This is a genomic window from Sphingomonas sp. S1-29 (assembly GCF_026167545.1).
GTDB lineage: Bacteria > Pseudomonadota > Alphaproteobacteria > Sphingomonadales > Sphingomonadaceae > Sphingomonas.
Genome location: NZ_CP110678.1, coordinates 499,130 through 523,036 on the forward strand (window position 1 = coordinate 499,130; position 23,907 = coordinate 523,036).

Genomic DNA, 23,907 nt, shown 5'->3' on the forward strand with positions numbered 1-23,907 from the left:
AGCTGAACACCGCTAAGGATCGGATTGCCCCGTCGGGCTATGCCCGATGCAATAACAACTCGTTTATATTGGCGGTGCCCGCAAGTAACGTCGCCCGCGCTACTGGCAGGCCGTCAAGTAACGCGCCGATGGAATGTGAAACATTATCAACGTGTTCGTTAACGCCCTAGGTGCAGTCACCCCGCCCGGGCCGGGCCAAACTATATTTTCGGTGGCGGTAACGATGCCGGTAACAGGCGGGCGCGAAGCGGTTTTCCGACTCGGGGGGCGGCGTGCCGGTCAGGCGACCGCGGCGTAATCGGCGCCCGGCAGCGTGACCGCGGGGAGTTCGCGAAAGCCCGGACGCGCCAGCAGATAGCCCTGGATGTAGCGGATGCCCAAGGCACGGATCGCGGCATATTCGGCCTCGGTCTCGATCCCCTCGGCGATCAGCGTGATATCGAGCGAGGCGGCGATCCGGACGATGCCGTCGAGGATCAGCCGGCGCGGCAGGCTGGCGTTGAGATTGCGCACCAGTTCCATGTCGAGCTTGATGATGTCGGTCTGAAATTTTGCGAGCAGTGCCAGCCCCGCATGACCCGCGCCGAAATCGTCGATCGCGGTGGCGAAGCCCATCTTGCGATAGCTTTCGACGATATGCTGGACATGATCGGTGTCGGTCATCTCCTCGCCCTCGGTGAACTCGAAGATCAGCCGTTCGGGGGGAAAGCCGGTCGCGGCGGCGGTTTCGAGGGTGAGCTGGATGCAGGCCGCGGGCGAATAGACCGCGTTGGGGAGAAAATTGATCGACAGCCGGGCATCAGTATCGAGGATCCCCGCGGCGACCGCGCCTTCGATCGCGGCGACGCGGCATTGCTGGTCGAACGAATAGCGATTCTCGTCGGTAACGCGCGCGAGCACATGGGCAGCGCCTGAACCGTCGGCGCCGCGCACCAGCGCTTCATACGCAAAAACACCGCCGGTTTGCGCATCGACGATCGGCTGAAACGCCATGGCAAGATCCATGGCATGGCTCTTCGATTTGCAACCCTGACAACCAGCCGGCACGCTTTATCCTCTCTAGCGGTCCTTGTTTTTAGGGGGCGAAAGCTAATGACCCATGAAACTGCGCATTAGTTGGCAAATTTTCGGTTAGCGATCTCGCCCGGTGGGGCGGGGTGGAGAAGGCTCAACGCCGCGCACGGTTGGCGGCCGCGATGTGATCGACCACCGATACGTGCAGCTGGCGATCGAAGCTGACCCCGATCTCGCCGGGCTTCACCCAGCGGACGTCGCATTTGATCGCCTGCAGCTTATCGATCGTTACATAGATCGCCTGACCGATTTGGAACTGGCGAAAAGTGGCGATCCGCGCGCCGCTCGCCGAGATATCGAGCAGCTCGACCGCATGCTGCCCCTGATAGGGTTCGGAAATACGGCCCTGTGCCGACAGCGAGATGCGGCAATTGGCGCGCTGTTCGCTCGGTTCGTCTGCGGTGTTGCGCATGATGCGCTCCTTCGCGGTGTATACGCTTTGTACGAAGGCGAACCGTAGCGCGGAAACGTCACCGAAAGCTTAGCGTAGCGGCTCGATCACCTGCCGCATCGCGATACGCCAGCCGTCGAGCCGTGCCTGGCGCACATTTTCGTCGAGCGCCGGGGTGAAGGTCTCGACGCTCCCTCGCATCGCCGCGGCTTCATCGAGCGTAGCGAACCAGCCGCAGCCGACGCCCGCAAGCATCGCCGCACCCAACGCGGTGGTTTCGGTAAACGCCGGCCGCTCGACCGGCAGGCCCAACATGTCGGCCAGGTCCTGCGCCATCCAGTCGTTTGCCACCATGCCGCCATCTATCCTAAGCGTCGCCCAATCGGCGCCATCGGCGGCGAAGGCGGTCTTCAGGTCGTGGCTTTGGTGCGCCATCGCCTCGAGCGCGGCGCGCACCAGATGCGCGCGCCCGGTGGCGAAGCTGAGGCCGATGATCGCGGCGCGCGCGGCGGGCTCCCACCAGGGCGCGCCGATCCCCGCCAGCGCGGGCACGAGATAGACGCCGCCATTGTCGGGCACCGATCGCGCGAGCACTTCGGTTTCGTCGGCGCTGGCGATGAGTTGGAGCGAATCGCGCAGCCACTGGATCAGGCTGCCCGCGACGAACACCGATCCTTCGAGCGCATAGGTCCGCCGCCCGCCGAGCTGCCACGCGACCGTCGCAAGCAGCCGGTGACGCGAGGTGGGCGGGGTGTGGCCGCAATTGGCGAGCACGAAGGCGCCGGTGCCGAAGGTCGCCTTGCTCTGGCCGGGGGTGAGGCAGGCCTGGCCGATCGTCGCCGCCTGCTGGTCGCCCGCCATGCCGCAGATCGCGATCCGCCCGCCGAAGAGGGTCGTGTCAGCGAGGTGGCCGGCATTGTCGACGATGCGCGGCAGCGCGGCGCGCGGCACGCCGAACAGGTCGATCAGCCCGTCGTCCCAGCTGCCGCTGCCCAGCGCCATCAACAAGGTGCGCGAGGCGTTGGTGGCGTCGGTGATATGCTCGCCGTGGGAGAGCTTCCACACCAGCCAGCTCTCGACCGTGCCGATCGCCAGCCGCGACCCCGCCGCGCGCAGCTGCGGCCAATGCTCGAGCGCCCAGGCGATCTTGGTGCCCGAGAAATAGGGATCAAGCAGCAGCCCGGTGCGCGCCTGGACGCCGGGTTCCTCACCCGCCTCGCGCCAGGCGCGGCACATCGCCGCAGTGCGGCGGTCCTGCCAGACGATCGCGGGCGCCAGCGGCTCGCCGGTGTCGCGGTCCCAGAACACGATCGTCTCACGCTGGTTGGCGATGCCGATCGCGGCGATCCGATCGGGTCCGCCCGCGCGCTCGACCATCGCTTGGGCTACGCCGAGCGAGCGCTGCCAGATTTCGTTGGCGTCGTGTTCGACATGGCCGGGCTGGGGATAATGCTGGGTGATGTCGGCGGCGGTCGCGGCGTGGCAACCGCCGTCACGCGCGAACAGCATCGCGCGGGTCGAGGTGGTGCCGGCGTCGATGACGAGGATGTAGTCGGACATCGTCGGAGGCTAGCGGTACGGGCGGCGACGGCCAATGGTATTGGCAACACCACAACCGTTCGTCCTGAGTAGCCACTGAGCGAAGGCGAAGGGGCGTATCGAAGGATCGCTCGCTTGGGGCAATGTCCTTCGATACGGGTCTTCGCCAAGCTCAGCCCCTACTCAGGACGAACGGGGTGGGGGAAATCCCTTCGGCAATCGAACCAGGATTACACGTCCCCGCAATCGCGCTAGGGTTGCCGCGTGAACGATCTTTCCCCGCCCGCCGAACCCGCCTTCGCGCAGCAGCCGACCGACCCCGTTGCGGTCCCCGGCACCGTCCCCGCCTCGCCGCCTGAAGAGGAGGTGCCCGACGAACCGATGCGGCGCGACCGGTTGCTCGCCGCGCTCACGCTGATGGCGGGGGTGGGGCTGTTCCTGGCGATTCCCTTCGCGCTCAAGGCAGGGTCCGAATTCTTCATGCCGCTCACCGCGGCGATCGTGATCGCGATCGCGCTGGTGCCGTTGCTCGAATGGCTCGAGCGGCGGCGGGTGCCCGCGCCGCTGGCGTCGCTGACCTGCGTCATCCTGTTCCTGGGGGTCGCCAATGGCGCGCTCGCCTCGATCGTCGTGCCGGCGTGGCAATGGGTGCGAATCCTGCCCGAGCGGATAGAACAGATTCAGTCGAACATCGCGCCGCTGATCGATTTCTATTCGAACGCCGAGCGGTTCGTGAACCGGACGATCGAGAATTTCGCGACCGCCCCCGCGCGCAAGACCGCCGAGGTCACCACCGCCGCGCCGCCGACCGGGCTGCTCGATCTGGTCGGCACCTCGGCACCCTCGGCGATCATCGAGATGTTCTTCGCGATCCTGGTGATCTATTTCTTCCTGAGCGGCTGGACGCGGCTGCGGCGCAACGCGATCACCAGCCGGACGAGTTTCGGCGGCGCGATCGCCACTGCGCGGGTGATCCAGGACGTGGTCGACGACACTTCGGCCTATCTGGGGACGATCACCGTCATCAACCTGCTGCTGGGGCTGATCGTCGCCGCGGCGCTGTACGTCATCGGCATGCCGACGCCGTTGATGTGGGGCGGGATCGTCGCGCTGCTCAACTACATCCCCTATTTCGGGCCGGTGATGGCGGCGCTGCTACTCGCGCTGGGCGGGCTGATGACCTATGACGATATCTGGCTGGCCTCGCTGCCCGCGATCATCATGATCGGCGCGCATCTGATCGAGGCGAATGCGATCACCCCGCTGATCGTCGGCCACCGGCTGACGATCAACCCGATCATGATTCTGGTGTCGCTGAGCTTCTGGGGCTGGGTGTGGGGCACCACCGGCGCGCTGCTGGCGGTGCCGCTGCTGATCATCATCCAGACCGTCCTCAAGGCTGCGGGCAAGCCCGATATCGCCGGATTCCTCTTCGAACACGGCACGCTGGTGAAGGAGCCGCCGCGTTCATCCACAGCCTTTGTGCAAAAGCGCGAGCAATCGAGTTGACACCCCTGCGAGGCCCGGTTAGACGCGCCTCCTCACCGAGCAAGCGGGTGTAGCTCAGTTGGTTAGAGTGCCGGCCTGTCACGCCGGAGGTCGCGGGTTCGAGCCCCGTCACTCGCGCCACTCGGTGAGTATTTATGGAAGCCCGGCCCTCGCAAGAGGGTCGGGCTTCCGTCGTTTCAGGCGGGTTGCACGTTGGCGAAATAGCGCGAACAACGCGCGCCGATCATCGGCGCGCTTCGGATCGGCCGGGCAGGGAAGGACGTGACCATGGCATCCGACACGCGATCGACCGCGATGCTGCCGCTTGCGGGCGTCGAGCTTGGCGGCACCAAATGCATCGTGACGCTGGCGCACGGCCCCGGCGCGATCCTCGACCAGCATCACGTGGCCACGACGCTGCCCGCCGAGACGTTGCCGGCGATCGTCGCGGTGCTCGAGGGGTGGCATCGGACGCAGGGCTTTGGCGCGCTTGGAATCGCATCGTTCGGGCCGTTGGGCCTCGATCCGCGATCGCCACGGCATGGGCGGATACTCAACACACCCAAGCCCGGCTGGTCGGGCGCCGATGTGCTGGGGGTGCTGTCCTCGCGCTTCGACGTGCCGACCGGGCTGGATACCGACGTCAACGGTGCCGCGCTCGCCGAGATTCGCTGGGGCTGCGCGCAGGGCTTGGACGATTTCGCCTATGTGACGGTAGGAACGGGGATCGGGGTCGGGCTGATCGTTCATGGCCGGCCGACGCGCGGGATCGGGCATAGCGAGATCGGCCATGTGCGGCTGCCGCGAACGCCCGGCGATCACCTCCAAAGCGTTTGCGCCTTCCATCCCGATTGCGTCGAGGGGCTGGCATCGGGCACCGCGCTTCGCGCGCGGCTCGGCGGACGCGCGCTGCGCGACGTCGCTCCCGATGATCCGGTGTGGGTGCCGATGGTCGATGCGATCGCGGCGATGTGCCACGCATTGCTCTGCACAACCGGGCCGCGCCGGATCGCGATCGGCGGGGGGGTGGTTTCGGGCCAGCCGCATCTGCTGGCGCGGATCGAGGCCGCGCTGCGACTCAGCCTGAACGGTTATCTCGAGCTGCCGGACGAGCGCATGGTGGTGGCGCCGGCGTTGGGCGCCGACGCCGGCCCGCTCGGATCGATCGAACTCGCCGCCCGTGCGTTGGAGACGCCGCGTTTCGCCGATCAGGAATTTCATTCAGTTTAGTCGGAACGTGTTCGGCGGGCGGATGGTTACCCTTGTATCCAGCCCTACCGGAGATTGCCCTTGCTGTTACAAACGACCTGCATCCTTTCTGCCCCTTCGGACGCTAGTGCGGAGGTCGATCGAATAGATGCAGGCGTGTTGAAGGCAGGATCCGCAGCCGGGTTCGGTGCATTGCTTTGGCCCATGGCGCAGGGTGCATTCGGCGCCGAACGTGGCCTGCCCGTGGGGTTGCAGCGCCGCTGCGATGATGCCGGACTGGCGCTTCTGCTCGATATCGACCTTGCGCGGTTTCCGATCGAGCATCCCTTGGTGACGAAGCAGCCGGCTTTGTTCGCGCTGCGGCGGAGCACCGAGCGCGAGGGGCCGGTCGATCCGCGCGTGTCGATGCCAGCGTCGGGCGAAGCGCGCGCACGGCTGCGAGCCGAGGGTGCGATCGAGGCATTGTTGCCGGCGATCGCCGACAGGCTGATCGCGCTGCTCGACGCCGGCGCGCAAGGATTTCGCTTTTTCGATGCCGACCGGATCGCGCCCCAATTCCTGACCGCGCTGGTCGCGCAATTGCGCGCGCACAAGCCCGACGTGATGACGATCGCCCGAGCCGCGGCTGGCCCGCAGGCGCTGGCGAACACCGGGCTCGACGGCGTGGTTTCGTCGTTCGGCGTGTGCGACCTTCGTTCGCCCCGGCTGGTCGAGGAGCGGCAGGGTTCGGCTGCGGCGCTGATCGCCGAGCCTTCGCCCGGGCAACTCGCCGACGCGCATATCGAGCGCAGCCTTACCGCCGCCGCCGCGCTGTCGGACGGGCTTATCGTGCCGCTCGATGTTCTGGTGCGCTATCCCGACCTTGCCAACCGCGCGGTTGGAGTCATTCGTCAGGCGGCGGGTTTCGCCGGCGAGATGCGACGGCTCAACGGCGCGGGGAGCGCGGTGGCGGCGTTCCTGCGCGCCGACACGGGCGACGTTCGTAATTGCGGCGCGGCGATGTTGGTGCTGGTCAACACGACCGCCAAGGCGCAGCCCGCGCCGGCGCCGGCCGACCTGCTGTCGGCAGCGGGGGCCGCGTTCGAGCCCCTCGGCGACGATGCGTTCGTCGAACTGCAACCCGGGGAAGTACGAATGATGACCACCGATCGCGCAAAGCCGATCCTGTTGAACCCAGCCGCCAATGGCGCGGTCGCGGCGGCGCAGACCGCGCGGCTGGTGATCGAGGATGTCTCGCCGATCGTCGAGGGTGGGTTCCCGGTCAAGCGCGTCGTCGGCGAAGCAATCACCGTCGGTGCCACCGTCTTCGCCGACGGGCACGAACAGCTCGCGGTCGAACTGCTGTGGCGCGCGGCCGACGCCAGCGAATGGACCACGGTGCCGATGGCGGAGCTGCCGAACCTTCGCTGGCAGGCGAGCTTCGCGACCACGCGGATGGGGCGGCACGAGTTCGTGATCGAGGCGTGGCTCGACCGCTTCGGTGGCTTCACGCGCGACTTTCGCAAGAAGCTCGATGCCGGAGTGGCGACGTCGGTCGATCATGCCGAGGGGCGGTTGCTGGTCGAGCAGGCGCGCGACCGGTCGAAGGGGTCGGCCAAGAAGGAGCTGGGCAAGTTCGCGACCAGCTTGAAGCGCGACGATAACCCCGCGCTGCTGTTGTCGGACGAACTCGCCGCCGTGATGGCACGCGCCGATGACCGCCCGCACCGGCTGCGCTCGGCGGTGCAGCCGGTCGATGCCGAACGGCTGACCGCGCGCTTTTCGAGCTGGTACGAACTGTTCCCGCGCTCGCAATCGACCGTGCCGGGGCAGCATGGCAGCTTCGACGACGTCATCCCGCGCTTGCCCGCGATCCGCGACATGGGGTTCGACACGCTGTATTTCCCGCCGATCCACCCGATCGGCACCGCCAATCGCAAGGGGCCGAACAACACGCTGACGCCCGCACCGGGCGATCCGGGCAGCCCCTATGCCATCGGCGCGCCCGAGGGCGGGCATGACGCGATCCATCCCGAACTGGGCAGTCTCGAGGACTTCCTCCGGCTGGTCGATGCGGCGCGCGATCATGGGATGGAGATCGCGCTCGATTTCGCGATCCAGTGCTCGCCCGATCATCCCTGGCTCAAGGAGCATCCGGGCTGGTTCGCCTGGCGGCCCGACGGATCGATGAAATATGCCGAGAATCCTCCCAAGAAATACCAGGATATCGTCAACGTCGAATTCTACGCCAAGGACGCGGTGCCAGGTCTCTGGGCCGCGCTGCGTGACGTCGTGCTGCTGTGGATCGAGCGTGGGGTGAAGACCTTCCGCGTCGACAATCCGCACACCAAGACGCTGCCGTTCTGGGAGTGGATGATCGGCGATGTCCGCGCTCGGCATCCCGAGGCGATCTTCCTCGCCGAAGCCTTCACCAAGCCAGCGATGATGTACCGGCTGGCCAAGGTCGGCTTCTCGCAAAGCTACACCTATTTCACCTGGCGCGACGAGAAGGCCGAGCTGACCGACTACATCACCGAGCTGACGACGACGCCGCCCAAGGAATTCTACCGGCCGCATTTCTTCGTCAACACCCCCGACATCAACCCGCTGTTTCTGCAAACCTCGGGCCGTCCGGGCTTCCGCATCCGCGCGGTGCTGGCGGCGACCTTGTCGGGGCTGTTCGGCGTCTATTCAGGGTTCGAACTGTGCGAGGCCGCGCCGGTGCCGGGCAAGGAAGAATATCTCGATTCGGAGAAGTACGAGATCCGCCAGCGCGACTGGACCGCGCCGGGCAACATCATCGCTGACATCACGATGCTCAACCGCCTGCGTCGCGCCTATCCGGCGCTGCAGACGCACCTGAACACGCGCTTCTATGCCGCGCACAACGACCGGATCATCTATTTCGCCAAGCCCGCGCCCGACGGCGCCGACATGATCCTGGTGATGGTCAGCCTCGACCCACACAACCCACAGGAAGCCGATTTCGAGGTCCCGCTTTGGGAGTTCGGTCTGTCGGACACCGCGAGCATCGCGGTCGAAGACCTTGCCGAGGGCCATCGCTTCGACTGGCACGGCAAGACCCAACACATCCGTTTGGATCCCGACCAACCCTATCGCATTTGGCGCATCGCGCCCGGAGAAACCGCATGACCGCGCTGAACCAGGATCCGCTCTGGTACAAGGACGCCGTCATCTATCAGGTGCACGTCAAGTCCTTCTACGATTCGAACGACGACGGCATCGGCGATTTCGCCGGGCTGATGGCGAAGCTCGATTACATCGCCGAATTGGGCGTCACCGCGATCTGGCTGCTGCCCTTCTACCCCAGCCCGCGCCGCGACGATGGCTATGACATCGGCGAATATCGCGAGGTCAGCCCCGATTACGGGACGATGGACGACGCGCGCGCCTTTATCGAGGCGGCGCATGCGCGCGGGATGCGCGTGATCACCGAGTTGGTGATCAACCACACGTCGGACCAGCATCCCTGGTTCCAGGCGGCGCGCAAGGCACCGCCGGGCAGCCCCGAGCGCGATTTCTATGTCTGGTCGGACAGCGACAAGCTGTATTCGGGCACGCGGATCATCTTCTGCGACACCGAGAAGTCGAACTGGACCTGGGACGACGAGGCTCAGGCGTATTTCTGGCATCGCTTCTATTCGCACCAGCCCGACCTCAATTTCGACAATCCGAAGGTGCTCGAAGAAGTGCTGTCGGTGATGCATTTCTGGCTCGACGCCGGGGTCGACGGGCTGCGGCTCGACGCGATCCCCTATCTAATCGAGCGCGACGGCACCTCGAACGAGAACCTGCCCGAAACGCACGAGGTGCTGAAAAAAATCCGCGCCAATCTCGACGCGCATTATCCCGATCGGATGCTGCTGGCCGAGGCCAATATGTGGCCCGAGGATACCCAGCAATATTTCGGCGACACCAACGACCAGGGCTATGGCGACGAATGCCATATGTCGTTCCATTTCCCGCTGATGCCGCGGATGTACATGGCGGTGGCGCAGGAGGATCGCTTCCCGATCACCGACATCATGCGCCAGACGCCAGACATTCCCGACAACTGCCAATGGGCGATCTTCCTGCGCAACCATGACGAGCTGACGCTTGAAATGGTGACCGATCAGGAACGCGATTACCTGTGGAACACCTATGCGGCCGACAAGCGCGCGCGGATCAACCTGGGCATCCGCCGCCGCCTGGCACCCTTGATGGAGCGCGATCGCCGGCGGATCGAGCTGATGAACGCGCTGCTGCTGACGATGCCGGGCACGCCGGTGCTATATTATGGCGACGAGATCGGGATGGGCGACAATGTCTATCTCGGCGATCGCGATGGCGTTCGCACCCCGATGCAATGGTCGTCGGATCGAAATGGCGGCTTTTCGCGCGCCGATCCCGCCAGCCTGACGCTGCCGCCGATCATGGACCCGCTCTATGGCTATCAAGCGGTGAACGTCGAGGCGCAGGAGCGCGACCAGCATTCGATGCTCAACTGGGTCAAGCGGATGCTGGCGGTGCGCCGCGAGCACCAGGCGTTCGGGCGCGGCACGCAGCGTTTCCTGCGGCCAGCCAACCGCAAGATCCTGGCGTATCTGCGTGAGTTCAGTGGCGAAGTGCTGCTGTGCGTCGCCAATCTGGGGCGCACCGCGCAGGCGGTCGAGCTCGACCTGCATGATTTCGTCGGGCGCACCCCGGTCGAGATGTCGGGCGGGGCGACCTTCCCGGCGATCGGCCAACTGCCCTATCTGCTGACGCTGCCGCCCTACGGCTTCCTGTGGTTCAAGCTGTCGGCCGACGAAGCCGCGCCCGAATGGTCGAGCGCCGCGCCGGGGGCCGATGTTGAACGCTACACCTTCGTGCTTCGCCCCGAACTGTCTGGGGTGACGCAGGGGCGTAACGCGCAGGTGCTCGAGGGCGAGATACTGCCGAGCTATGTCGCGCATCGCCGCTGGTTCGGCGAGAAGGACGAGACGATTGGGCAGGTGCGCGTCGCACGGACGATCGCGCTGCCGCAGGCGACCGATCTGGTGCTGTCGCTGATCGAGGTCAGCACCGGCGCGGGGACGCAGATTTATACGCTGCCGCTGGGAATCGCCTGGGAAGGCGAACAGCATGGACCGTTCGCCTCGAACCTGGCGATCGGCCGGGTGCGGCGCGAGCGACGCGTTGGGCTGCTTACCGATGGTTTTGCGGTGGCCGAATTCGCCGAGGCGGTGATCGGTGCGCTCAAGCGCGGCGATAGCGTCGCGATCGAGGGCGGTACGCTGCGCTTCACTGGCAGCGACGCGCTCGATATCGAGCCCGATGCGGTGCCCGAATGGATCGGTGCCGAGCAATCGAACAGCACGATGGTGCTGGGCGAACGCGCGGTGCTCAAGCTGCTGCGCAAGGTGCAGCCGGGCATCCATCCCGATGCCGAGATGGTGCGCTATCTCGCCGCCAATGGTTTCGAGAATGTGCCCGCGATCCTGGGCGAGGTCTGGCTCGACGAAGGCGATGCCTCGACCTTGCTGATGCTGGTCCAGCGTTTCGTCTATAATCAGGGCGATGGCTGGGCGTGGACGCTTGGCGTGCTCGACCGGCTGGCGACCGATGCCGATTGGAATTCGTCGAACTACGAGAATTTCGCGGCGAATATCGGGCGGCGGCTGGCGCAGATGCACGCCGTGCTGGCGGCACCGAGCGACGATGCCGCCTTCGCCCCCGAGGCGATGACGCTCGCCGATGCCGACAACCTGTCGGGACGGATCGAAGGGCAGGTCGACAAGGCACTGGGGTCGCTCGCCACCGCGACGCTGGGCGAGAATGATGCCGAGGCCGCCGCCTATCTGCGCGACAATCGGTCGGCGCTGATGGAACGGATCAAGGCGGTCGCGCGGCAGGCCGAAGGGCGCACGCGCACGCGCATCCATGGCGACCTGCATCTGGGGCAGATGCTGGTGACCGGCAGCGACGTGATGCTGATCGACTTCGAAGGCGAGCCGGTTCGCTCGCTCGACGAGCGCCGCGCCAAGGATCTGCCCGAGCGTGACATCGCCGGCGTATTGCGCTCGTTCGACTATGCCGCCGCGGTCGCCGAACATGCGCGCCCCGCGATGGCCGAGTCCGACGAGGCCCGCACCGACGCGCGCTACGATGCGTTCCGCCGCAGCGCCGCCGAAGCGTTCCTGCAAGGTTATCAGGGCGTGTCGGAAGCGATCGACGAACCGTTGCTCGACCTGATGGTGCTCGAAAAGGCGGCGTATGAGGTCGCCTATGAGGCGGCCAACCGCCCCGCCTGGATCGGCGTGCCGATCGCGGGACTTGCGCGCGCCGCCCGTCGCCTGTTGCAGGAGGATGCATCGTGAGCGGTCGCAACGAATTGCTAAGCGCGACCGCTGCGTTGCTCGAAAGCCGGCTCGACGATCCGTTCGCGATGCTCGGCGCGCATGATGGCGAGGTTCGCACCTTCCAGCCGGGGGCCGAGGCGGTGACGCTGATCGCCCGCGACGATGGCCGCGCGATCGGCGCGTTGGGCGAACTTGCCCCCGGGCTGTTCGTCGGTCGGCTGGAAGAGGACGTACCCTATGCGCTGCGCATCGCCTGGCCGGGCGGCGCGGTGCAGGAGACCGAAGACGCTTATGGCTTCGGACTGGTGCTCGGCGATCTCGACCTGCATTTGTTCAACGAAGGCCGCCATCTCGATCTGGCGCGCGTCATGGGCGCGCATCCCCGGTCGATCGAAGGCATCGAGGGCGTCGCCTTTTCGGTCTGGGCACCCAATGCCCGCCGCGCGTCGGTGGTCGGCGACTTCAACGGCTGGGACGGCCGGCGGCATCCGATGCGGTTGCGCCGGGGCACCGGGGTATGGGAGTTGTTCGTGCCGCGCATCGGTGCCGGCACGCATTACAAGTTCGAAATTGCTGGGGCCGATGGCAGCATCGTCCAAAAGGCCGATCCGCTCGCGCGCCAGACCGAATTGCCGCCCGCGACCGGATCGATCGTCGCGCCGGTGCCCGACTATGCCTGGTCCGATGGCGACTGGCTCGCCGAACGCGCCGCGCGCCATGCGCCCGATGCGCCGATTTCGATCTACGAAGTCCATCCTGCGTCGTGGCTGCGGCCCGGCGATGATCCGACGGGCACGCTCGACTGGCAGGCGCTGGGTGATCGGCTGATCCCCTATGTGGTCGATATGGGCTTCACGCATGTCGAATTGCTGCCGATCATGGAGCATCCCTTCGGCGGGTCGTGGGGCTATCAGCCATTGTCGCAATTCGCGCCCTCGGCGCGGTTCGGGCGGCCCGACCAGTTCGCCGCGTTCGTCGATGCGTGTCATCGCTCGGGGATCGGCGTGATCCTCGATTGGGTGCCCGCGCATTTCCCGACCGACGCGCATGGCCTGGCGCAGTTCGACGGCACGCCGCTGTACGAACACGCCGATCCGCGCGAGGGGTTCCACCAGGATTGGAACACGCTGATCTACAATCTCGGGCGGCGCGAAGTGTCGGGCTTCCTGCTCGCCTCGGCCTTTTGGTGGCTCGAGACTTTCCATATCGACGGGCTGCGCGTCGATGCGGTCGCCTCGATGCTGTACCGCGATTACAGCCGCAACGCCGGCGAATGGGTACCCAACATCCATGGCGGGCGCGAGAATCTCGAATCGGTCGAGTTCCTCAAGCGGATGAACAGCGTCGTCGCCGAACGCTTCCCCGGCGCGATGACGATCGCCGAGGAATCGACCGCGTGGCCGGGCGTGTCGGCGCCGGTGCCACAAGGGGGCCTTGGCTTTTCGTACAAATGGAACATGGGCTGGATGCACGACACGCTCCAATATGCTGAGCGCGATCCGATGTATCGCCGCTGGCACCATGGCGAGCTGACCTTCGGGATGGTCTATGCCTTTTCCGAAAAGTTCGTGCTGCCGATCAGCCATGACGAGGTCGTCCACGGCAAGGGCTCGCTGATCGGCAAGATGCCCGGCGATCGCTGGCGCAAATTCGCCAACCTGCGCGCCTATTTCAGCTTCATGTGGACGCATCCGGGCAAGAAATTGCTCTTCATGGGCTGCGAGATCGCGCAGGACATCGAATGGAACCACGACACCCAGGTGGCGTGGCATTTGCTCGACCAGCCCGAACATGCAGCGATGCAGCGGCTGCTGCGCGACCTGAACCACCTCTACACCGCCGAGCCCGCGCTCCATGCGCACGACACCGACCCGGCGGGGTTCCAGTGGATCGTCGGCGCCGATGCCGAACGCAGCATCCTCGTCTATGCGCGCCGCGGCGGGCCGGGCGACGCGCCGGTGGTGGTGGTCATCAACATGAGCCCCGAACCGCAGCATGGCTATCGCATCGGCCTGCCGCACGCGGGGCGGTGGCGCGAAGTGCTCAATAGTGACGCCGACATCTATGGCGGCGGGAACATCGGCAATGGCGGGATGGTTCTTGCCACCGACGACCCGGCCGACGGCCAGCCCGCCAGCGCCGCCATCGTCGTACCGCCGCTTGCCGGCATGGTGCTCCGTTTCGAAGGAACCGACAGTTGAATTCACTACCCGACCGGCTCGAATCCGGGTCTGCCTATCCCTTGGGCGCGTCGTTCGACGGCCTTGGCGTCAACTTCGCGGTGTTTTCGGCGCATGCCGAGAAGATCGAACTGTGCGTGTTCGACGAGACGGGCAAGCGCGAGCTTCGCCGCTACGAATTGCCCGAATGGACCGACGAAGTCTGGCACGGCTATCTGCCCGAGGCTGGACCTGGGCTGCTCTACGGCTATCGCGCGCATGGCCGCTATGCGCCCGAGGAAGGGCATCGCTTCAATTCGAACAAGCTGCTGCTCGACCCTTATGCGCGCAAGCTTTCGGGGCCGGTGCGCTGGACCGATGCGCTGCACGGCTATCAGGTGCGGTCGCGCCGTGAGGATCTGAGCTTCGATCGCCGCGACAGCGCGATCGCGATGCCCAAGGCAGTGGTGGTCGACGATCATTTCGACTGGTCGCGCGACGTGAAGCCCAACACCCCCTGGTCCGAGACGGTGATCTACGAAGCGCACGTCAAGGGGCTGACCAAGCTGTTCGACCTGGTGCCGCCGCGTGAGCGCGGCACCTATGCGGCGCTTGGCCATCCCAAGGTGATCGAGCATTTGAAGCGCATCGGCGTGACCGCGCTCGAGCTGATGCCGATCCATGCCTTCACGCAGGACCGCTTCCTGCAGGAAAAGGGGCTGCGCAACTATTGGGGCTATAACACGCTGGGCTTCTTCGCGCCCGAGCAGAGCTATTTCGCGACCGACACCCAGGACGAATTGCGCCGCGCGGTCCGCCGGCTGCATGCCGCGGGGATCGAGGTGATCCTCGACGTCGTCTACAACCACACTTGCGAAGGCTCGGAGCGCGGGCCGACCTTGTCGTGGCGCGGGCTCGACAACGCCACCTATTACCGGTTGCTGCCCGATAATCCGCGCTATGCGATCAACGACACCGGCACCGGCAACACGCTGAACCTCACCAAGGCGCGGGTGATCCAGATGGTCGCCGACAGCCTTCGCTATTGGGCGACCAGCTTTGGGATCGACGGCTTCCGCTTCGATCTGGGGCTGACGCTGGGGCGCGAGGATGACGGGTTCGATCCGGGGGCGGCGTTCTTCGACGTCCTGCGCCAGGATCCGGTGCTGGGCCGGCTGAAGCTGATGACCGAGCCGTGGGACATCGGTCCGGGCGGCTATCAGCTCGGCAATTTCCCGCCGTCGTTCGCCGAATGGAACGACAAATATCGCGATACGGTGCGCAAGTTCTGGCGCGGCGATCCCTCGCAGCGCGGGGACCTGGCGGCGCGACTGGCTGGGTCGGGCGATCTGTTCGACCGGCGCGCGCGGCGTCCCTGGGCCAGCGTCAACCTGATCGGCGCGCATGACGGCTTCACGCTATTCGACACCGTCGCCTATGAACAACGCCACAACGAGGCCAATGGCGAGGATAATCGCGACGGCCATTCGGAGAATTATTCGCGCAACTGGGGAGCCGAGGGGCCGACCGACGATCCCGATATCAACGACGCGCGCCAGCGAGTGATGCGCTCGATGCTGACGACCTTGTTCACGTCGCTCGGCACGCCATTGCTGGTCGCGGGCGACGAGTTCGGACGGACGCAAAACGGCAACAACAACGCCTATTGCCAGGACAACGAGATCAGCTGGCTCGATTGGCAACGGGCGCGTTCGCCCGAGGGCGAGGCGCTGATCGACTTCACCGCGCGGCTAGCCGCACTCCGCCGCCGCTACCCGATGCTGCGGGCAGGCAATTTCCTCTACGGCGATGGCGCGCCGGGGCAGGGGATCGACGACCTCGAATGGTGGGACGAACGCGGCGAACAATTGTCGCCCGAAGATTGGGACAATCCCCAGGGTCGTGCGCTGGTGATGCGCCGGTCGATGCGGCTCGAAAATGGCGAGATCGAGCTGGTGTCGTTGCTGCTCAACGCATCGCCCGAGCCGATCGTGTTCAAGATGCCGTCGCCCGGCGGCGCGCGGATGATCGTGATCGACAGCGCCAAGCCTGACCAAGGAGCGATCGAGGTCCAGGACGAATATGAGGTCGGCCCGCAGGGCGCGGCGCTGGCCACGCGGACGATGGCTCCCGAATGACCTTGTGGGGACCGACGCTGCTTGCGGCCGATCGCGCGCGCTTTCGCCTTTGGGCACCCGATCGCGAAGCGGTGACGCTCGAGATCGACGGGGGTGCGCCGGTGGCGATGGCGCGCGGGGCCGATGGCTGGTTCGGCGTCGAGGCGGCGGTGGGGGCGGGGACTCGCTATCGCTTCCGGCTCGATGCCGATCTTGCGGTGCCCGATCCGGCATCGCGCGCGCAGGCGGGGGGCGTTCACGAGTGGAGTGTGGTGACTGATCCCGAAGCCTATGTCTGGCAGGCCGCCGATTGGCGCGGCCGGCCTTGGGAAGAGGCGGTGATCCAGGAGGTGCATGTCGGCACGCTCGGCGGGTTCGCCGGGGTTGCCGAGACCTTGCCCGCGCTCGCCGAATTGGGCGTGACCGCGATCGAGTTGATGCCGGTCAACGCGTTCGGCGGCACGCGCAACTGGGGCTATGACGGCGTGCTGCCCTTCGCGCCCGCCGAAAGCTATGGCACCCCCGATGATCTCAAGGCGCTGATCGATCGCGCGCACGGCCTGGGGCTGATGGTGTTCCTCGACGTGGTGTATAATCACTTCGGCCCCGACGGGAATTATCTAGGCGCCTATGCCAGCCGCTTCTTCGATGCCGAAGTCGATACGCCCTGGGGTGGCGCGGTGGCGGTCGAGACGCCCGCGGTGCATGCATTCTTCCGCGAGAATGCGGCGATGTGGCTCAATGAATATCGCTTCGACGGGCTGCGCTTCGATGCGGTGCATGCGATCGGCAACGAGGTTTTCCTCGACCAGCTCGCGGGCGAATTGCGTGCCGCGGTCGGCCCCGACCGGCATGTCCATCTGGTGCTGGAAAACGAACATAACGACGCCGATCGGCTGACCCCCGATCGCTATGACGCGCAGTGGAACGACGATTTTCATAACGTCATGCACGTGCTGCTGACCGGCGAGACGAGCGGCTATTATGCCGATTTTGCCGAGCGTCCTGTCGAACGGCTCGCGCGCTGCCTGGGGGAGGGCTTCATCTACCAGGGCGAGGGATCGCCCAACCACGCAGGCAAGCCGCGCGGCAAGCCGAGCGGGCATTTGCCGCCGACCGCGTTCGTGTCGTTCCTCCAGAACCACGACCAGATCGGCAACCGCGCGATGGGCGAGCGGCTGACGCTGCTGGCCGATCCCGCGAAGCTGCGCGCGGCCACCGCCTTGCTGCTGCTTTCGCCGCAAATCCCGTTGCTGTTCATGGGCGACGAGGAGGGCAGCGAATCGCCGTTCCTGTTCTTCACCGATTTCCAGGACGATCTGGCCGACGCCGTGCGCGAAGGGCGTCGCCGCGAATTCGCGCAGTTCGCGGCGTTCGCCGATCCGGCGGCGCGCGAGCGGATTCCCGATCCCAATGCCGAGACGACCTTCGTCCAATCGCGCGCGTTGCCGGGGCCGGCAGCGGCCGAGTGGCGGGCCTTGTACGCGCGGCTGCTGGCGCTGCGGCGCGAGGCGATCGTACCCCGCCTGAAGGGCGCGCGATCGATCGGCGCCGAGGTGGTCGGCGAGGGCGCGGTGGTGGCGCGTTGGCGGATGGGCGATGGCGGGACGTTGACGCTGGCGATCAACCTAGCCGACGCGAGCGTCGGCTTTCCCGAGATCGCAGATCCGTTGTTCGTGCTCGGTGAAGCCGGCGCGCCTGGCAGCTTCGGCGCGTGGATCGAGCGATGAGCACCCTCCACAAGCTGGCCGAGGCCGCCGGGTTGCAGATCGATTGGGAAGATGCGCTGGGCGAGGCGCAGCGCGTGTCCGATGGGTCGCTCATCGCGATCCTTGCGGCGCTCGGCTACCCCGCCGACAGCGACGCCGCGATCGCCGACAGCATCGCGCGTATCGCGCATGACCGAGGCGCAGCGTGCAGCTTCGTGTCGGCGGTGGTGGGTGAGGCCTTTGCGTTGCCCGCGGCGTGCGGCGGGGCTGGGCCCGCCCAACTGGTGCTCGAAGACGGCACCCGCCGCGAGATTATCGTCGAGACGACGCCTGCGGGACTTCGAGTGCCCGCGATCGATGCGATCGGCTACCACCGCCTGATCCTCGGCACGCGCGAGATCGGCGTCGCGATCGCGCCGCCGCGCTGCTTTTCGGTCGCCGATGCGGCCGGCGACCGGCGGTTGTGGGGACCCGCGGTTCAGATCGCCGCCCTTCGCGACGACAGCGACAGCGCGTTCGGCGATTTCGGCACGCTGGACCGCACCGCGCGCGCCTTTGCCCAACGCGGGGCCGATGCGATCGCGATCAGCCCGGTGCATGCGCTGTTTCCTGCCGATGCCAGCCGGTTCAGCCCTTACGCGCCCTCGACGCGGCTGTTCCTGAACGTCCTCTATGCCGATCCGGCGTTGGTCGGCGCAGAAACCGCGACTTCGGACAACGGCGACCTGATCGACTGGGCCGAGGCGATCCCCGCCCGGTTGCGCGCGCTCCGCGAAGCTTACGACCGCCGATCCGACGCCGTCCGCGCCGAGGTGGCGGCCTATGCCGCCAAGGGCGGCGACGAGCTCGAACGCCATGCGCGCTTCGATGCGCTGCACGCGCATTTTTTCGAAGCGACCGGCGCGCAGGGCTGGCGCGATTGGCCTGTCGAGTATCGCGACCCCGATGGTGTTGCGGTCGCGCGCTTCGCCGCCGAGCATGACGATGCGGTCGGCTTCTATCTGTTCCTGCAATGGCTCGCCAAGCGCAGCCTAGATGCCGCGCAGCGCGCCGCGGTCGATGGCGGCATGGCGCTGGGGCTGATCGCCGATCTGGCGGTGGGGATGGATTCGGGGGGCAGCCATGCGTGGAGCCGGCCCGACGATCTGCTCACCGGACTGTCGATCGGCGCGCCCCCCGACCTGCTCGGCCCTGATGGCCAGAGCTGGGGAATCACCGGATTTTCGCCGATCGCTTTGCAGCGCACCGGGTTCGAACCCTTCATCGCGACGTTGCGCGCGGCGCTCGATCACGCCGGCGGTATTCGCATCGATCACGCGCTGGGGCTGCGCCGGCTGTGGGTGGTGCCCGAGGGGGCGTCGGCCAGCGAAGGCGCATATCTGGCGATGCCCGTCGACGACCTGTTCCGGCTGATCGCGCTCGAATCCCACCGCGCGCGCGCGGTGGTGATCGGTGAGGATCTGGGCACCGTCCCCGAGGGCTTCCGCCCGACGATGGACGATCTCGCGATGCTCGGCATGCGCGTATTGTGGTTCGAGCGCGACGAGGACGGCGGGTTCCTGCCCGCCGGAGGGTACGCCGCCGATGCCGCGGCGATGACCGGCACGCATGACCTGGCGACCGTTGCCGGCTGGTGGCGCGGACGCGACATCGAATGGCAGTGGCAGCTTGGCCGCACCTCGCGCGCCGCCGACGAAACCGCTGATCACGCCGCCCGCGCCGAGGAACGCTCCAGGCTTTGGGAAGCATTTGTCGCCGCCGGCGTGGCGAAGGGGCCGCAGCCCGCCCCCGACGACAGCGCGCCCGTCCTCGCCGCCGCGCTGGCCTTCATCGCGCGCACGCCATCGGTGCTGGCGATCGTGCCGATGGAGGACGTCATCGGCGCGGTCGAGCAGCCCAATCTGCCCGGCACGATCGACGAACATCCCAATTGGCGCCGCCGCATGCCCGCCGCCACCGACGCGCTGCTCGCACGTCCTGACATTTCCGCACGCCTTGCCGCGTTCGACGCCGAAAGAAGCACATGACCCCGCGCGCCACCTATCGCTTCCAGTTCCACAAGGACTTCACCTTCGCCGATGCCGAGGCGCTGGTGCCGTATCTTGCCGAGCTCGGCATCAGCCACCTCTATGCCTCGCCAGTCACCACCGCGCGCGCGGGGTCGACGCATGGCTATGACGTCGTCGATCTGACCGCGATCAACCCCGAACTGGGCGGCGAGCCGGCGTTCCGCAGCCTGGTCGCGGCGCTGCGGTCGCACGGGCTGGGCATCATCATCGACATCGTCCCCAATCACATGGGGGTCGCGGGCGGCGGCAATGCTTGGTGGAACGACGTGCTCGCGCGGGGACAGGCGAGTGAGCATGCGCGGGTGTTCGACATCGACTGGCGGCGCAAGCTGGTGCTGCCGATTTTGGGCGATCCGCTGCCGACTGCGCTGGCGCAGGGCGACATCACGCTCGAACGCGACGGCGATTCATGGCTCATCTCGGCCTATGGCGAGCATCGCTTTCCGATCCGGCCCGAGGATCACGCCGGGCTCGAGGCGTCGGCGGACATCGCGGCATTGCTCGATCGCCAGCAGTACCGGTTGGCATCATGGCGCACGGCAAACGACGAACTCAACTGGCGGCGCTTCTTCACGATCAACGAACTCGCCGGGGTGCGGATCGAAGATCCGGCGGTGTTCGAGGCGGCACATGCGCTGTATTTCCGGCTGTACGCCGACGGGTTGATCGACGGCGTCCGCGTCGATCATGTCGACGGGCTCACCGATCCCGCGGGCTATTGCCGCCAGTTGCGCGCGCGGCTCGATTCGATCGAACGCCCCGCCGATGCCTCTGCCGGCCCAGCCTATATCGTCGTCGAGAAGATCCTCGGCCCAGGCGAACCGCTCGCGACCGACTGGGGGATCGACGGCACCAGCGGCTACGACTTCATGGAGGAAGTCGCTGCGGTGCTGCACGCCCCCGACGGCGAAGCCCCGCTCGGCGCGCTGTGGGAAGAGATCAGCGGACGTTCCGCCGCCTTCGCCCCCGAGGAATTGCAGGCGCGCCAGGACATGCTGTCGTGGCAGTTCGAGGGCCAGCTTTCGGGCTGCGTCGCGGCGTTCGCGCCGCTGGCCGAGCCCTTGGGGTTCACCGCCGCCATGGTCCGCCGCGCGATCGAGCGGTTGCTGTGGGTATTCCCGGTCTATCGCACCTATGGCACCGGCGATGCCGCGCCCGCGATCGACGAAGCGATCCGCGCCGAGGCACGCCGCCGCGTCGCGCGTTTCGTGCCGCCGGGCGAGGGGCCGGTGATCGATGCGATGCTCGCCTGGCTCGCGGGCAATGGCCCTGGCGAATCCGCGCAGGTCGCCGACGCGGTGCGCCGCTGCCAGCAACTGTCTGCGCCGATCGCCGCCAAGGCGGTCGAGGATACCGCTTTCTATCGCTATGGCCGGCTGCTCTCGCGCAACGATGTCGGCTTCGACGCGGCGTGCTTCTCAATGCCGATCGAGCGCTTCCACGCCGTCGCGGCGGCGCGCGGCAAGGACTTTCCCGGCGCGATGCTGGCGACCGCGACGCACGACCACAAGCGCGGCGAAGACGTCCGCGCACGCCTCGCGGTACTGAGCGAAATCCCCGAAATCTGGCGCGATCACGTCGCGACCTGGGAGCGGATCATCGGCGACGGCGGCATCGACCCCGCCGATCGCTACATGCTGTACCAGACGCTGTTCGGCGCCTGGCCCGAGGGGCTCGCGCCGACCGATACCGCAGGCCTCGCGGCCTTCGCCGACCGCGTCAATGCGTGGCAGGAAAAGGCACTGCGCGAAGCCAAGTTGCGCTCGTCATGGGAAGCCCCCGATCAGGACTATGAGGCGAACGCCCGCGCCCTAGTCGACCGCCTGCTCGATCCCGCGCGATCGCCCGAGTTCCTCGGCGACATGGCGAGCCTGGTCGCGCTAGCCGCGCCCGCCGCGCAGGCGAACAGCCTGGTGCAGACCGCGCTCCATTACACGGTGCCCGGCGTCCCCGATCTGTATCAGGGCACCGAATTGCTCGACTTGAGCCTGGTCGATCCCGACAATCGCCGCCCGGTCGACTATGATCGACTGCGCGCGATGCTGGAGGGAAACGCGGCCGAAAAGTTCGCGCTCATCCGCCGGCTTCTCGCGCTCCGCCGAGACGATCCGGCGCTGTTCGCAGGCGGCAGCTACACCCCGATCCGCGTCACCGGATCGCGCTCGGCGCATGTCCTTGCCTTCGAGCGCCGCAACGGCCCGGCACGTTTGATCTGCGCGGTCGCACTGCGGTGCGGTGCGGCCTTGCAGGATGGTGCTGCGCTCGTGCCGCCCGCGGATTGGTGGGGCGATACCGCGCTGGCGATCGACGGCGGGGCGGTCGCGGTCGCTGGGCTGTTCGAACGCATCCCGGTTTATCTGAGCGGGTCGGCGTAATAAAGCCGGCCCAGCGATGACGCCGCCCCCGGTCCCCATCCTCTACAGCTTCCGCCGCTGCCCCTATGCGATGCGTGCGCGCCTGGCGCTCGCGGTGAGCGGTACGCGCCACGAACTGCGCGAGGTCAAGCTGTCGGCCAAGCCCGACGCGATGCTCGCGGCGTCGCCCAAGGGCACCGTCCCTGTCCTCGTGCTGCCCGACGGTACGGTGATCGACGAAAGCCTCGCGATCATGCGCCATGCGCTGGCGCAGCGCGATCCCGAGGGGTGGCTCGACCGCGACGACCCCGCGCTGATCGCGCGCAATGACGGCGCGTTCAAGCACGACCTCGATCGGTACAAATATCCCGAACGCTCGGGGTCGGTCGCGGTCGAGCATCGCCAACGCGCGCTCGACTTCGTCCGTGAGATCGACGAGCGGCTCGCCGATGGCGGCCAGCTCGGCGGCGGCGCGCGCGGTTTGGCCGATGCCGCGATCATGCCCTTCATCCGTCAGTTCGTCGCGGTCGACGCTGGCTGGTTCGAAACCCAGCGGCTTGCCCGCGTCGAAACCTGGCTGGCAGGGCATCTCGCATCCGATCTGTTTGCCGCGATCATGCGCCGCGCGCCGGTATGGGCGCCTGGAAACGCCCCGGTCCTGGTCGGCGCATAGGTCGTCTGTACCGGTCCGGAACACTCGCTCCGTCTTGCCCGTTCGAGCCGCATCGCCGCCAACCGACGCCATGGTGGCTTTCCCGACCGCGCCCCGGTTATGATCGCCGCAACCGGGTGCGCAGCCACGCGCCATTTCCGAAGGACCGCCAATGACGATCATCGTCCACCATCTCGAAAACTCGCGCTCGCAGCGCGTGCTCTGGCTGCTCGAGGAACTGGCGCTGCCCTATGAAGTGAAGCGCTACGAGCGGAACAAGGCGACGATGCTCGCCCCGCCCGAGCTGCGCCGCGTCCACCCGCTCGGCAAGTCGCCGGTAATTGAGGATACCGCGCCCGCGGGCGGTGGCACGCCGCAGGTGGTCGCCGAAACCGGCGCGATCGTCGAATATCTGGTCGACAAGGCCGATGGCCGGCTCGGCGAACCGGCGCACCGCGCGGCGTTGCTGCGCTATCGCCACTTCCTCCATTATGCCGAAGGCTCGCTGATGCCGCCGCTTCTCGTGAAGCTCGTGCTCGCGCGCGTCCCGCTGTTCGGGAAGGCGGCGCAGAAGAAGATCCAGCCGATGATCGACGTCCATCTCGACTATGTCGAAGCCGAGCTCGCCAGCCGCCCGTGGTTCGCCGGCGACGCCTTCACCGCCGCCGACGTGATGATGAGCTTTCCGCTCGAGGCCGCCCGCAGCCGCGCGGGGCTAAACGCCTCGCGCCCCGCGACGATCGCGTGGCTCGAGAAAGTCCATGCCCGTCCGGCCTATCAGGCGGCGCTTCAGGCCGGTGGCCCCTACGCCTACGCCTGATCG

The 23,907-nt window shown here is 66.9% G+C and carries 14 protein-coding genes and 1 tRNA gene; 12 read left to right on the forward strand and 3 right to left on the reverse strand.

All coding sequences use genetic code 11. From position 1 onward, the window contains the following. Positions 1 to 279: 279 nt before the first annotated feature. From OKW76_RS02355 to OKW76_RS02365, 3 genes are all read right to left on the reverse strand, one after another. Entirely contained in the window at positions 280 to 1,005 is a 726-nt protein-coding gene (locus OKW76_RS02355; protein WP_416221834.1) for an EAL domain-containing protein, read from the reverse strand. 163 nt (positions 1,006 to 1,168) lie between these two features. Continuing rightward, on the reverse strand, positions 1,169 to 1,486 hold the full coding sequence (locus OKW76_RS02360) for a PilZ domain-containing protein (protein WP_265550786.1): 318 nt from the start codon (positions 1,484 to 1,486) through the stop codon (positions 1,169 to 1,171). 69 nt (positions 1,487 to 1,555) lie between these two features. After that, positions 1,556 to 3,025, reverse strand: coding sequence for a glycerol kinase (locus OKW76_RS02365; protein WP_265550788.1), 1,470 nt, complete (start codon positions 3,023 to 3,025; stop codon positions 1,556 to 1,558). A gap of 345 nt (positions 3,026 to 3,370) precedes the next feature. On the opposite strand from OKW76_RS02365, the gene OKW76_RS02370 reads away from it, so the two are divergent. The 12 genes from OKW76_RS02370 (at position 3,371) to OKW76_RS02425 (ending at position 23,904) form a co-directional block, all read left to right on the forward strand. Continuing rightward, complete coding sequence (locus OKW76_RS02370; RefSeq protein ID WP_416221855.1) at positions 3,371 to 4,513, forward strand: AI-2E family transporter; 1,143 nt, start codon at positions 3,371 to 3,373, stop codon at positions 4,511 to 4,513. Between the two features lie 43 nt (positions 4,514 to 4,556). Further along, a tRNA-Asp gene (locus tag OKW76_RS02375) sits at positions 4,557 to 4,633 on the forward strand. 147 nt (positions 4,634 to 4,780) lie between these two features. Further along, entirely contained in the window at positions 4,781 to 5,722 is a 942-nt protein-coding gene (locus OKW76_RS02380) for an ROK family protein (protein WP_265550793.1), read from the forward strand. Between the two features lie 183 nt (positions 5,723 to 5,905). Then, on the forward strand, positions 5,906 to 8,833 hold the full coding sequence (locus OKW76_RS02385) for an alpha-1,4-glucan--maltose-1-phosphate maltosyltransferase (RefSeq protein ID WP_265550794.1): 2,928 nt from the start codon (positions 5,906 to 5,908) through the stop codon (positions 8,831 to 8,833). Beyond that, positions 8,830 to 12,042, forward strand: a complete 3,213-nt coding sequence (treS, locus tag OKW76_RS02390; protein WP_265550796.1) for a maltose alpha-D-glucosyltransferase — start codon at positions 8,830 to 8,832, stop codon at positions 12,040 to 12,042. The genes OKW76_RS02385 and treS overlap by 4 nt, the downstream gene beginning before the upstream one ends. Then, positions 12,039 to 14,225, forward strand: a complete 2,187-nt coding sequence (glgB, locus tag OKW76_RS02395) for a 1,4-alpha-glucan branching protein GlgB (RefSeq protein ID WP_416221835.1) — start codon at positions 12,039 to 12,041, stop codon at positions 14,223 to 14,225. Before treS ends, glgB begins: the two co-directional genes overlap by 4 nt. Beyond that, positions 14,222 to 16,321, forward strand: a complete 2,100-nt coding sequence (gene glgX / locus OKW76_RS02400; RefSeq protein ID WP_265550798.1) for a glycogen debranching protein GlgX — start codon at positions 14,222 to 14,224, stop codon at positions 16,319 to 16,321. The genes glgB and glgX overlap by 4 nt, the downstream gene beginning before the upstream one ends. Further along, the gene (gene treZ / locus OKW76_RS02405) at positions 16,318 to 18,030 is read left to right on the forward strand and encodes a malto-oligosyltrehalose trehalohydrolase (RefSeq protein ID WP_265550799.1); all 1,713 of its coding nucleotides are present in this window, start codon (positions 16,318 to 16,320) and stop codon (positions 18,028 to 18,030) included. The genes glgX and treZ overlap by 4 nt, the downstream gene beginning before the upstream one ends. Continuing rightward, a complete protein-coding gene (malQ, locus tag OKW76_RS02410) occupies positions 18,027 to 20,036 on the forward strand; it encodes a 4-alpha-glucanotransferase (RefSeq protein WP_265550801.1) in 2,010 nt (669 codons plus the stop codon). The genes treZ and malQ overlap by 4 nt, the downstream gene beginning before the upstream one ends. After that, positions 20,033 to 22,453, forward strand: coding sequence for a malto-oligosyltrehalose synthase (treY, locus tag OKW76_RS02415; RefSeq protein ID WP_265550803.1), 2,421 nt, complete (start codon positions 20,033 to 20,035; stop codon positions 22,451 to 22,453). Before malQ ends, treY begins: the two co-directional genes overlap by 4 nt. Positions 22,454 to 22,469: 16 nt before the next feature. Beyond that, positions 22,470 to 23,105 (forward strand): glutathione S-transferase N-terminal domain-containing protein, encoded by a 636-nt coding sequence (locus OKW76_RS02420; RefSeq protein ID WP_265550805.1) that lies wholly within the window; start codon positions 22,470 to 22,472, stop codon positions 23,103 to 23,105. 151 nt (positions 23,106 to 23,256) lie between these two features. After that, positions 23,257 to 23,904 (forward strand): glutathione S-transferase family protein, encoded by a 648-nt coding sequence (locus tag OKW76_RS02425; RefSeq protein ID WP_265550807.1) that lies wholly within the window; start codon positions 23,257 to 23,259, stop codon positions 23,902 to 23,904. Positions 23,905 to 23,907 lie beyond the last annotated feature (3 nt).